Here is a 10,922-nt window from a genome sequence, read left to right as displayed (position 1 = left end):
GTCGAGCGGGCTGCGGGGGACAAGGCCGTGCGCGTCGACCACGTCGGCTCGACCTCGGTCCCAGGCCTGCCCGCCAAGGACATCCTCGACCTCCACCTCGCGGCCGGTGAGCTCGGTCAGCAGCTCCTCGGAGGTCACCTTCGCCAGGTTCTCGTGCATCACCAGGCTCGGCGCGACGGCGTTGATGCGAACCCCCAGCGGCGCCGCGTCCAGCGCCGCGCAGCGGGTCAGCGCCATCACGCCGGCCTTCGCCGCCGCGTAGTGCGCCTGACCGGCCTGCGCGCGCCAGCCGACCACCGAGGCGTTGTTGACCACCACCCCGGCGTTGCCCTGCTCCTGGAACAGCCGCACCGCCGCTCGGGTGCAGCGGAAGGTCCCGTTGAGCGTGACGTCGAGGACCTTGTTCCACTGCTCGTCGGTCATGTCCTGGATGGCCGCGGTGCCGCCGAGCCCGGCGTTGTTCACCACCACGTCGACCTGCCCGAACGAGCTGGTCGCGGTGTCGAACATCCGCTGCACCTGCGCTTCGTCGGTGACGTCGCAGGGCACGGCGATGATCTTCGCGCCGGGCAGCTGCGCGAGCTCGGCGCGGGTCTCCTCCAGCCGGCGCTCGTGCCGGTCGCTGATCAGCACCTGCGCGCCTTCCTCGAGCATTCGACGCGCCACAGCGGATCCGATCCCGGTGCCCGCCGCGGCGGTGACCACCGCGGTCTTGCCGGTGAGCAGCCCGTGGGCGGGCGGCGGTGCGGTCATGCCAGGCCTCCTTCTGGCGCGTTCACGGTCGGCTCTCCCGCGGGAGGCCCAGGACGCGCTCGGCGATGATGTTGCGCTGAATCTCGTTGGAGCCGCCGTAGATCGTGTCGGCGCGGGTGAACAGGAACAGCCGCTGCCAGGTGTCGAGGTCGTAGGGCCGGCCCGAGGCCAGCAGACCTCCGGCACCGGCCACGTCCATCGCCAGCTCGCCCAGGTCGCGGTGGAAGGTCGACCACAGCAGCTTCACCACCGAGGCCTCCGCACCCGGCGGGCCGTCGGAGCCCAGGGTCCGCAGCACCGTGCAGCGCAGTGCTTCCAGGTCGACCTGGGCCCGGGCGATCCGGTCGCGCAGCAGCGGATCCTCGATGGCACCGTTCTCCCTGGCCAGCTCGATGATCCCGCCCAGTTCGCGGCGGAAGGTCACCTGCTGGTCGACGGTGCCGATGCCGCGCTCGAACCCGAGCGTGCCCATCGCGACCTGCCAGCCGGACCCGACCTCGCCGACCACGTTGGCGGCATCGGTGCGCGCGTCGTCGAAGAACACCTCGTTGAACTCCGACGTCCCGGTCAGCTGCTCGATCGGCCGCACCCGCACTCCCGGCTGGTCCATCGGCACCAGCAGGTAGGACAAGCCGCGGTGGCGCTGCTGCTCGGGATCGGTGCGCGCCAGCACGAAGCACCAGTCGGCCACGTGCGCCATCGACGTCCACACCTTCTGGCCGTTGATCACCCACTGGTCGCCTTCGAGGCGCGCGGTCGTGGCGACCCCGGCCAGGTCCGATCCGGCGCCCGGCTCGGAGTAGCCCTGGCACCACAGCTCGCGGGCGCCGACGATCTCGGGCAGGAACCGCCGCTGCTGCTCGGGGCTGCCGAAGGCCATCAGCGTCGGACCGAGCAGCTCTTCACCGATGTGGCCGACCCGCACCGGAGCGTTGGCCTGCGCGTACTCCTCGTGGAAGATCACCTGCTGCTGCACGGTCGCCTCGCGGCCGCCGAACTCGCGCGGCCAGCCCAGGCACGTCCAGCCGTGCTCGGCCAGCAGGCGGTCCCACGCCAGCCGCACGTCGAAGCCCTCGTGCTCGCGACCAGGTCCGCCCAGTCCGCGAGCAGCGGCGAACTCGCCGGTGAGGTGCTCGCCGAGCCACTCCCGGACCTCGCGGCGGAAAGCCGCCTCTTCAGTGTTGTCGGTGAGGTCCACGCACCCTCCTCGCTCGACGCGGCCGCACGGTGGTCTCGCGCGGAATCCGCGCTCCTCGCACTACCGGAGCCGCGAATCGCACTCTACCAAGCACTTGCTTGTTCGGCTATCTTCGACCTGCCGCAACCGCAACGCCGAGCGAGGAGCGCCGATGGGAGCAGAGCAAGCGGTCGTCACCTACGAACGCCGCGATCAGGTGGCCGTCGTGACGATGAACCGGCCCGACTACCGCAACGCGCAGAACTCCGTGATGACCTACGCCCTCGACGACGCCTTCTACCGGGCCTGCGAGGACGACGAGGTCAAGGTGATCGTGCTGGCCGGAGCCGGCAAGCACTTCTCCGCCGGGCACGACATCGGCTCCCCCGAGCGCGACATCGACGTCAGCTACCCGCGCCGCGCGGGCCTGTGGTGGGACCACACCCGGCACACCGGCGGCGAGTCGCGCTTCGCCCGCGAGCAGGATTCGGCGCAGCCATCATGGTCGGGTGAGCTTTGACGCGTTGCTGTTCCTGTCGTTCGGAGGACCGGAGGGACCGGAGGAGGTCCGGCCGTTCCTGGAGAACGTGACCAGAGGCAGGGGAGTCCCGCCGGAACGCCTCGACGAGGTCGCCGAGCACTACCACCACTTCGGCGGGGTGTCGCCGATCAACCGGCTCAACAAGGAGATCATCGCCGCGCTCGAGGCCGAACTGGCCGCGCAGGGCCGTGATCTGCCGGTGTACTTCGGCAACCGCAACTGGCACCCGATGGTCGAGGACACCGTCGCGAAGATGGCCGACGACGGCGTGCGCAACGCGCTGGTGTTCGCCACTTCGGCGTGGGGCGGCTACTCGGGGTGCAAGCAGTACCACGAGGACATCGTCCGGGCGCGGGAAGCGGTCGGCGAGCGGGCCCCGGATCTGGTGAAGCTGCGGCAGTTCTTCGACCACCCGCTGTTCATCGAGGCCAACGCCGACGCGGTGCGCCGGGCGTTCGAGGAGCTCGACCCGGCTCAGCGCGAGCAGGCGCGACTGGTGTTCACCGCGCACTCCATCCCGCTGCGGGCCGACGAGCAGGAGGGCCCGGACGGCCAACCTCGGTGGTACTCCCGCCAGGTCGCCGAGTCCGCGCGGCTGGTGGCCGAGGCGGTCGGTGCGGACGGCTACGACGTGGTGTGGCAGTCCCGGTCCGGCCCGCCGCAGGTGCCGTGGCTGGAGCCCGACATCTGCGACCACCTCGAGGACCTGCACGCCAAGGGCGTCCAGGCGGTCGTGGTCAGCCCGATCGGTTTCGTCTCGGATCACCTCGAGGTCATCTGGGACCTGGACAACGAGGCGAAGGACAAGGCGGCGGAACTGGGCATGGGCTTCGCCCGCGCGGCGACGGCCGGCCCGGACCCGAGGTTCGCGAAGCTGATCGTCGAGCTCATCGCCGAGCACACCGACGGTGCGCAGCAGCGCAAGCTCTCGGAGCTCCCGGCGGCGGGCTCCACCACCAACGGCGAGTTCTGCGCCCCCGGCTGCTGATCAGAACTCGAAGGCTCCCCCGATCGACGTCGGTCGGGGGAGCCTCCTCCTTCCCGGGGTTTCAGCCGGCGAGCAGGCGCCAGGTGCTCAGGGGAGGTCGAGGACGAAGTCGAAGGTCGCGGTCCGACCGTCGGGTCCGTCCTGGACGTCCATCAGCAGGGCCGGGTCGAAGATGGCGTCCGAGTCGTTGCCGGGTTCGCCGGGGAAGTACAGCTGGGTGGTCAGGACCGGCTGGTTGGGCGCCTGGACCTTGACGTGGACGTGGCGGGTCCGGCCCGGGTAGAGGCCGGGGACGATGGTGTCCAGCTGGTAGCGGCCCTGGGCGTCGGTGAACTGGTGGCCGCGCAAGCGGAAGCCGGTGTTGTCGTACTCGCCGTAGTCGTCGGCCTGCCAGAAGTCCAGCAGCACGGCCTGCAGCGGGCTGCACGAGCGGCTGTAGACGAAGCCGGAGATGCTCAGCAGCGTGCCGGGCAGGCCGGGTTCGCGGAGGTCGCCGCGTTCGGGGGAGTTCGGCTTGAAGTACGGGCCCTCGATCTGCGGGGGAGTCGGGTCGTCCCCGTCGTCGCAGGTCGGGGTGGGGGTGAGCGGTCCGGCGGTGGCGCGGGGTGCGCGGACCACCTCGCTGGCCACCGCGGGCAGGGTGATCGCGGTGGCCAGGCCGGCTTTGAGGAACGTGGCCCGGCGGATCCGCCGTTCTTCCTCGGTCATGAGCGAGCCGCCTTTCGGGGGAAATGTCGCGAAATGGTGTGGACCATTGCACGCGGGAGGGCTCGTCCCGGCGACAGCGGAAAGTTGGTACAGGTGTAGACGAAAAGTGCTACGAGGTAGCGGAATGCGCTGTTCAGGCTAGGGATTGATGCCCCGATCGGATCTGTCCACTGTGGACTGAGTTGCGGGGAGGTGGATGGTGAACGTCGTGCCGACCCCGACGGTGCTGCGGACCTCAATGCGACCGCCGTGCACGTCGACGAGGTGGTGCGTGATGGCCAGCCCCAGGCCGCTGCCGCCGCCGCGCCGGCCGCGCGACTTCTCCGCCCGCCAGAAGCGGTCGAAGACGTGCGGCAGCGCCTCGGCGTCGATGCCGATCCCGGTGTCGCCGACCTCGATGAGCACCTCGTCGGCCACTCGCCGGGCCCGCACCTCGACGCGGCCGCCGGCAGGGGTGTGGCGCAACGCGTTGGACACCAGGTTGCCCAGCGCTTGGCGCAACCGGGTCGGGTCGGCGGACAGGTCCGGATCGCCGTCGACGTTCGCGGTCAGCTCGACGCCGTCGGCTTCGGCGCGACTGCGGTGCGCGGCGGCGACCTGTTCCAGGAGTGCGCCGAGGTGCACCGGTTCGGGGTGGACGTGCAGGTTCCCGGCGTCGGCGAGCGCGAGGTCCTGCAGGTCGTCGACGAGGTGCTGCAGCAGCAGCGTTTCCTCCAGCAGCGAGGCGACCAGGGGTTCGTCCAGAGTGGCCACTCCGTCCTGCGTCGCCTCCAGCCAGCCGCGCACGTTCACCAGCGGGGTGCGCAGTTCGTGCGCGATGTCGCTGACCATCGTCTTGCGCTGCTGCTCGGTGCGTTCGATCTGCTCGGACATCGCGTTGAACGTCGCGGCCAGCTCGCCGATCTCGCCGCGCGCGCTGGTCCGCACCCGCGCGGAGCGGTCGCCGCTGCCCATCCGCCGTGCCGCCGCGGTGATCGCGTCGATCGGGCGGACCAGACGGCTGGCGGCCATCGCGGTCAGCCCGACGGTGACCACCAGCACCGCCAGCGCCGTCCAGGCGATCCGCGAGATGCCCACAGTGGACAGATCGGTCGCCGTCTGGTCCCCGCCCGGTTTGGTGATGAACAGCTGAGCGGCCGGTGAGACGTAGCCGCCGAGCTGCTCCCGGCGGCCGGCGTCCACGCAGTGCTGGTTCTCCGGTGCGGTGCGCAGGCCGTTCGGCCAGGTGGCTTCGGCGGCCTCGGTGGGCAGCTGAACCACGCCCTGCCTGGCCAGGCAGGCGTTGACCAGGGTCAACAGCTCGGTGTTGGCCCTGCGCTCGGTCTCGGTGATGAGCGGCGGGGGTGCGCACAGATCGCCCGGAGCAGCAGCGCGGGACGACGTCTCCGGCACGGCGTTCGGCCTCTTCTCCGGTGCCGCTTCGGCGGGTTCGGCGTTCGGCTCCTGCTCCGGAACCGCCGACTTGAGCACGCCCTGCTGCCCGTCGGAGGTGATCTCGACCGTCGAACGCCCGTTGGGCAGCTCGACGATCCGGCCGTCCGCGCCGATCCGCTGCAGGCAGCTGACCTGCCGCTGCGCGGCGTCGGCCAGTTCGCCCCGCTCGGCGGCGGTCAGCTGGTACGGGCCCACGGCGCGCGGATCGATGCCCGAATCCGACGCGCCGGGCTTGAGCACCGGGTCGACGGAGAGCGGATCGACCACGGCCGACGGGGTCTGCGGCAGCGGCGTGTCGTGCGGATCCCCGGAATCGGCGAGCGGAGCACGCGCCGCCGTGGTCAGGGTGATGCGGCGACCGGTGCGCTCGGACAGGTCGGCCACCACGTCCTGCACGCCGGTCCACTGCGGGTGGGCGGCGGCGTAGCCGAGCAGCGCGTCGTAGATCTTGGCGTCGGTGGCCAGGCTCTCGCCGATCTCCTGGTTGATCGCCCCGCTGGTGCTCTGCGCGGCCAGCCACGCGGTCGCCCCGATCGAACACCCGGCCACCACCACCGACATCGTCAGCAGCCGGGCCAGCAGGCTATGCCGACGCGACATCGGGGCAGTCCTGCAGCTTGTAACCGACGCCGTAGACGGTGAGCAGCCGGACCGGGCGGCGCGGATCCGGTTCGAGCTTGCGGCGCAGGTTCATCACGTGCACGTCCACGGTGCGCTCGGTGATGAACTTGTCCACGCCGAACGCCTGGCTGAGCAGCTGGCCGCGGGTGAAGGCGCGGCCGGGTTCGGCGGCCAGCACGGCCAGCATCTGGAACTCCGCGGGCGTGCAGTCGAGCTTGTCGCCGTGCAGCGTCACCTCATGGCGCTGCTGGTCCACGACCAGCTCGCCGACGCGCAACGGCTGGAAGCCGCGGTCCTGGACGCGCCGCACCCGCCGCAGGATCGCGCGCACGCGGGCGGCCAGCTGGCGGGGGCTGTAGGGCTTGGTGATGTAGTCGTCGGCGCCGAGGTCGAGTCCGAGCAGCACGTCGTCCTCAGTGGTCCGCGCAGTCAGGAGCACGATCGGAACGTCCGATTCGGCGCGCAGGACGCGGCACACGTCCAGACCGTCCACCTTGGGCATCATCACGTCGAGCACGACGAGATCGGGTTTGCGCCGCCGGGCTTCGTCGATCGCCGCTCGGCCGTCGGCGACCAGCACCACCTGGTGGTCATCGCGTTCCAGGTAGCGCCGGATCAGCTCGGCCTGCTTCGGGTCGTCCTCGGCGACCAGCACGTGTGCGCTCACACGGCGCATTATCGCTGCCGCCAGCGCGCTTCGGAGCCGAAGGCGCGCATCTGAACCGGATCTTCACATTCGGCCCGGCGGAATCCGAACAGGTTCTTCACATCGTGCAGACGGGATCTTGAAAAGTCCTGACCATGCTGGTCCTCGTCCGGGACTCCCCGGACCGAAACCAACGGAGAGGACGCAATCAGATGAAGCTCGGTCGTACGGTCGCCGCTGCCGCACTGCTCGGAACCGCGGCGCTGCCGCTGGCCGCGACGGTCAGCTGGGCGGACGAGTCGAAGCCGGCCGCGGTGGAGGAGAGCAAGCCTGCCGCGGAGCCGGAGCAGGGCGAGCCGGGCCAGCCGCCGAAGGAAGCCGCGCCGGCACCGGAGCAGAGCCGCCCCGCGGAACCGCAGCCGGAGGCGACGGAGAAGCGCGGGCAGGTCTCCCAGGTGCCGACCGGCGCGCCGGAAACCGGTGGTGGCCCGGAGGAATCCGGCTTCGCCCCGGCAGCTCTCGGTGGGGCAGCGGCGATCGCCGTCGCGGGCGGCGGCACCGCGCTGGTGCTGCGTCGCCGTCGTGCGGGCGCGAACTGAGGCGCCTGGGATGACCGTGCCTCACCGAGCGCGGGTGGGGATCCGGGGTGGCCGCGCGGTCGCGGCCGCCCCGGTCTGCATCGTTGCCGCGCTCTCCTTCGCGCTGTCCGGATGCTCTGCAGCCGACCAGCCCCTGGACCTCAGAACCGCCGCTCCGGCCCAGCAGGTGCAGGCCGCGTCCGCGCTGTCGCCCGCGCCGCCGACCTGGATCGAGATCCCCCGGATCGGCGCGCGGTCCTCGCTGCTCCCGATGGGGCTCAACCCCGATCGGACGGTCGAAACCCCGTCGGTGCACGAACCGATGCAAGCCGGGTGGTACCGCTACAGCCCCACCCCCGGCGAGGTCGGGCCCGCGGTGGTGCTGGGGCACGTCAACGGCGACGGTCAGGACGGCATCTTCGCCCGGTTGGACGAGTTGCGACCTGGTGACGAGGTCCGGATCGGCCGGGAGGACGGGCAGGTCGCCCGGTTCGTCGTGCACCGCATGGCGCAGGAGCCGAAGAGCGGATTCCCGCGCGACGAGGTCTACGGCGACACGACCGACCCCCAGCTCCGGCTGATCACCTGCGGCGGCTCGTTCGACCGCAGTGCGCGGAGCTACCGGGACAACATCATCGCCTTCGCCACCTTCGTCGGCGCCGTCCAAGGTGGATAGTGCTATGAGATCCCGCTGCCCAGCAGGACCACGACGTCGAGCAGGGCCACCAGGACGACGGCGTGGAACGCGGCGCGCGATCCCGGACGACGTCCCAGCACGAGCCCGGCGCTGAGCAACACCACGGCCAGCACGAGCACCAGCAGCCCGGCGGGGAACCCGACCGACCCGAGCACGAGCAGCGCGGCAGTGGTGAACACCAGAACTGCCGCAACCGCAGTGCTTTTCGCCGCACCGAGCCGGTGGGGGAGGCCGCACACCCCGGTGGCGGCGTCGTCGGCGAGGTCGGGCAGCACGTTCACGAAATGCGCTGCCGAACCCAGCAACGCCGCGGCGAGCACCAACCACACCGGCGGTGCCGCCCCGATTCCCAACGTCACGAACGCAGGGAGGAGCCCGAACGAGACGGCGTAGGGCAGCACCGAGAACGCCGTCGACTTCACCCCCAGGTCGTAAGCCCACGCCGACCCCAACGCCACCAGGTGCGCAGCGGTCGCCGCAGCACCGAACGGAAGCGACAACACCACTGCGATGGGAGCAGAGACGACAACGGCGAGCCGCACCGCGCGACGGGAAACCGCACCGGAGGCCACCGGTTTGCCGGACCGCCCCACCTGTGCATCGCGATCGGCGTCGACCAGGTCGTTGAGCCATCCGACGGACAACTGCCCGGACAGCACCGCGGCGACCACGCCCAGCACGCCGAGCGGTCTGTTGCCCACCGCCGCGGCCAGTCCGGCGGTGATCGCGGTGACCGCCAGCGCTGGCAGCGGGTGCGCGGCGCGGAGCAGCGCGGAGGCGGTTGCGAAGTGCCGCACCTGGCCGAGTGTGCCAGCCTGGAGCGCATGGCACGCAGCGGGACGCGGACCGCGCTGCGCAACGATCCGCAGCTCTACGAGACCTGCGCGGATCAGTGGTGGCAGCCGCAGGGTGTGTTCGCGATGCTGCACTGGCTGGCCGCCGCCCGCGCGGCGCTCGTGCCCACCGCATCGCGGACGGACGCGGTCCTGGTCGATCTGGGGTGCGGCGCCGGGCTGTTGGCGCCGCACGTGGCGGACAAGGGCTACCGGCACATCGGGGTGGACCGGTCGCCGAGCGCACTGCGGCAGGCCGCTGAGCACGGCGTTCTGCCGGTGATGGGGGACGTCCAGGAGGTGCCGCTGCCCACTGGGTGCGCGGATTGCGTTGTGGCGGGGGAGATCCTGGAGCACGTCGCGGACCTTCGCGCCGCGGTAGCCGAAGCGTGCCGGATCCTGCGACCCGGCGGCCTGCTGGTGCTGGACACGCTGGCTTCGACCGCGCTGTGCCGCGTGCTGGCCATCGGCATCGCCGAGCACTTGCCCGTCGCGCCGCGCGGCGTGCACGACCCGGCGCTGCTGGTCGACCGCGACGTGCTGGCAGGGGAAGCTGCCCGGCACGGCGTCGACCTGGCGTTGCGGGGCCTGCGACCGTCTCTGCCGGACCTCCTGGCGTGGTCGCTCGGGCGGCGGACCGCGGTTCGCCTGGTGCCCATCCGGGTGACTTCCGTGCTGTTCCAGGCCATCGGCTGGAAGAAGGGGTGAGCGCCGTTGTCGATGTCAGCTGCCTCCGCGCGGGAAGTGGTGCGCGACCTCGTACCGCGCATCGCCGCGCGCGCCGAGCACTACGACACCGAAGGCGCTTTCCCGAGCGAGGACTTCGCCGACCTGCGCGATCGAGGGCTGCTCGGGCTCATGGTTCCCGAGGAGCTGGGCGGACTCGGCGCTTCGTTCGCCGACGACGCCGACGTGGCGTCCGAACTGGCCACCGGAGCTGGTGCCACGGCGCTGATCTTCAACATGCACGCCTCGGTCACCGGCGCGCTCGCGCACACGCCCGACGACCTGCTCGAACAACTGGGCGCTCCGGAGAGCTGCTTCGACGCGCGCGACCGGCTGCTGTCCGAGGCCGCCGACGGCGCGCTGTACGCGGTGGCGATGAGCGAACGCGGCACCGGATCGCGGTTGTCGCGCACCACCACCGGTTACCGGCGGGGTGACGGCGGATTCCGCATCACCGGCCGGAAGGCGTTCGTCTCGGGTGCCGGGCACGCCGACGCCTACCTGGTCACCGCGAAGGACGTCGACGGCGCCGAGCCGCGGGTGTCGTACTTCCTGGTGCCGGCCGGGGACGGCATCAGGATCGACCCGACCTGGGATTCGCTGGGCATGCGCGCCACCGGCAGCCACGACGTGCACTTCGACGTCGCCGTCGGCCCGGACGCGCTGCTGGGCGGCCTGGAAGGCCTGACGTTGCTGGTCGCGCAGGTGATGCCGCAGTGGCTGGTCGCCTCCTACGCCGCGGTGTACGTCGGCGTCGCTCGCTCCGCACTGCGTATCGGAAGCGCGCACCTGCGTGAACGCGGTCTGCACGAGCTTCCCTCGGTGCGCAGCCGGATGGGGCGGGCCGATGCGGCGGTGGCCGCGGCCGAAACCGTCGTGCAGGAGGCTGCGCGGCGAGTAGCGCATCAGCCTGGGGAACCGGAGACCAACCGCTGGGTGTGGCGGGCGAAGCTGGTCGCGGGCGACATCGCCGCGCAGGTGGCGTCCTCGGTGCTGGAAGCCGCCGGCGCCTCCGCGACCAGGCGCGGACATCCGCTCGAACGCATCTACCGCGACGCCCGTTGCGGCGCGCTGCAACCGGCGACTTCGGATGTCTGCGCCGACTGGCTCGGCGTTGCCGCGCTCGGCGGCGATCCCGACCACGACACCGAAGCGCCGCGGTGGTGATCCCGGCGATCGTCGGATTCGGCTCGGCGCTGCCGCACTCCGCCGAGCAGCGA

General features: G+C 71.5%; 10 protein-coding genes and 3 pseudogenes. 7 read left to right on the top strand and 6 right to left on the bottom strand.

Features of this window, described 5'->3' with window-relative positions; genetic code table 11:
* Positions 1-27 precede the first annotated feature (27 nt).
* Positions 28-90 (top strand): annotated as a pseudogene (locus tag ABTZ89_RS28415) (GrpB family protein); the annotation flags it as partial.
* Between the two features lie 6 nt (positions 91-96).
* On the opposite strand, the pseudogene ABTZ89_RS28410 reads toward ABTZ89_RS28415, so the two are convergent.
* Positions 97-753, bottom strand: a pseudogene (locus ABTZ89_RS28410) (SDR family oxidoreductase); the annotation flags it as partial.
* Between the two features lie 22 nt (positions 754-775).
* A complete protein-coding gene (locus tag ABTZ89_RS28405; RefSeq protein WP_351050298.1) occupies positions 776-1,951 on the bottom strand; it encodes an acyl-CoA dehydrogenase family protein in 1,176 nt (391 codons plus the stop codon).
* Positions 1,952-2,102: 151 nt separating this feature from the next.
* Between ABTZ89_RS28405 and ABTZ89_RS28400 the strand changes: the two are divergent.
* Both ABTZ89_RS28400 and ABTZ89_RS28395 read left to right on the top strand, forming a co-directional pair.
* Positions 2,103-2,417 (top strand): annotated as a pseudogene (locus tag ABTZ89_RS28400) (enoyl-CoA hydratase-related protein); the annotation flags it as partial.
* 22 nt (positions 2,418-2,439) lie between these two features.
* Positions 2,440-3,459, top strand: coding sequence for a ferrochelatase (locus ABTZ89_RS28395; protein ID WP_351050295.1), 1,020 nt, complete (start codon positions 2,440-2,442; stop codon positions 3,457-3,459).
* 87 nt (positions 3,460-3,546) lie between these two features.
* Here the strand turns inward: ABTZ89_RS28395 and ABTZ89_RS28390 are convergent, their stop codons facing one another.
* From ABTZ89_RS28390 to ABTZ89_RS28380, 3 genes are all read right to left on the bottom strand, one after another.
* Positions 3,547-4,167: a dioxygenase family protein gene (locus ABTZ89_RS28390; RefSeq protein ID WP_351050292.1), complete on the bottom strand. Its 621-nt coding sequence runs from the start codon at positions 4,165-4,167 to the stop codon at positions 3,547-3,549.
* A 138-nt stretch (positions 4,168-4,305) separates the two neighbouring features.
* On the bottom strand, positions 4,306-6,201 hold the full coding sequence (locus ABTZ89_RS28385; protein WP_351050289.1) for a sensor histidine kinase: 1,896 nt from the start codon (positions 6,199-6,201) through the stop codon (positions 4,306-4,308).
* A complete protein-coding gene (locus ABTZ89_RS28380; protein ID WP_351050286.1) occupies positions 6,185-6,889 on the bottom strand; it encodes a response regulator in 705 nt (234 codons plus the stop codon). Before ABTZ89_RS28380 ends, ABTZ89_RS28385 begins: the two co-directional genes overlap by 17 nt.
* A gap of 191 nt (positions 6,890-7,080) precedes the next feature.
* On the opposite strand from ABTZ89_RS28380, the gene ABTZ89_RS28375 reads away from it, so the two are divergent.
* Positions 7,081-7,467 carry a hypothetical protein gene (locus ABTZ89_RS28375; RefSeq protein WP_351050283.1) on the top strand — a complete coding sequence of 129 codons (387 nt, stop codon included), beginning with the start codon at positions 7,081-7,083 and terminating at the stop codon, positions 7,465-7,467.
* A 10-nt stretch (positions 7,468-7,477) separates the two neighbouring features.
* Complete coding sequence (locus ABTZ89_RS28370) at positions 7,478-8,122, top strand: class F sortase (RefSeq protein WP_351050280.1); 645 nt, start codon at positions 7,478-7,480, stop codon at positions 8,120-8,122.
* A 2-nt stretch (positions 8,123-8,124) separates the two neighbouring features.
* Here ABTZ89_RS28370 and ABTZ89_RS28365 read toward each other — a convergent pair whose 3' ends face one another.
* On the bottom strand, positions 8,125-8,940 hold the full coding sequence (locus ABTZ89_RS28365; RefSeq protein ID WP_351050276.1) for a UbiA family prenyltransferase: 816 nt from the start codon (positions 8,938-8,940) through the stop codon (positions 8,125-8,127).
* Positions 8,941-8,967: 27 nt separating this feature from the next.
* Between ABTZ89_RS28365 and ABTZ89_RS28360 the strand changes: the two genes are divergently transcribed.
* Together ABTZ89_RS28360 and ABTZ89_RS28355 are read left to right on the top strand one after the other, a co-directional pair.
* Positions 8,968-9,684: a methyltransferase domain-containing protein gene (locus ABTZ89_RS28360; protein WP_351050273.1), complete on the top strand. Its 717-nt coding sequence runs from the start codon at positions 8,968-8,970 to the stop codon at positions 9,682-9,684.
* A 12-nt stretch (positions 9,685-9,696) separates the two neighbouring features.
* Complete coding sequence (locus ABTZ89_RS28355) at positions 9,697-10,869, top strand: acyl-CoA dehydrogenase family protein (protein WP_351050301.1); 1,173 nt, start codon at positions 9,697-9,699, stop codon at positions 10,867-10,869.
* The last annotated feature ends 53 nt before the right edge of the window (positions 10,870-10,922 follow it).

This window comes from Saccharopolyspora sp. NPDC002686, assembly GCF_040295745.1.
Taxonomy (GTDB): domain Bacteria; phylum Actinomycetota; class Actinomycetes; order Mycobacteriales; family Pseudonocardiaceae; genus Saccharopolyspora; species Saccharopolyspora oryzae.
Note: the sequence above shows the minus strand (reverse complement) of the source record. Positions and strands in the feature narration are given on the sequence as shown.

Bases quoted from the DNA above. Each gene is read 5' to 3' on its own strand.
- ABTZ89_RS28370 (WP_351050280.1), top strand. From the start codon at position 7,478: ATGACCGTGCCTCACCGAGCGCGGGTGGGGATCCGGGGTGGCCGCGCG.
- ABTZ89_RS28390 (WP_351050292.1), bottom strand. From the start codon at position 4,167: ATGACCGAGGAAGAACGGCGGATCCGCCGGGCCACGTTCCTCAAAGCC.
- ABTZ89_RS28355 (WP_351050301.1), top strand. From the start codon at position 9,697: ATGTCAGCTGCCTCCGCGCGGGAAGTGGTGCGCGACCTCGTACCGCGC.
- ABTZ89_RS28385 (WP_351050289.1), bottom strand. From the start codon at position 6,201: ATGTCGCGTCGGCATAGCCTGCTGGCCCGGCTGCTGACGATGTCGGTG.
- ABTZ89_RS28375 (WP_351050283.1), top strand. From the start codon at position 7,081: ATGAAGCTCGGTCGTACGGTCGCCGCTGCCGCACTGCTCGGAACCGCG.
- ABTZ89_RS28360 (WP_351050273.1), top strand. From the start codon at position 8,968: ATGGCACGCAGCGGGACGCGGACCGCGCTGCGCAACGATCCGCAGCTC.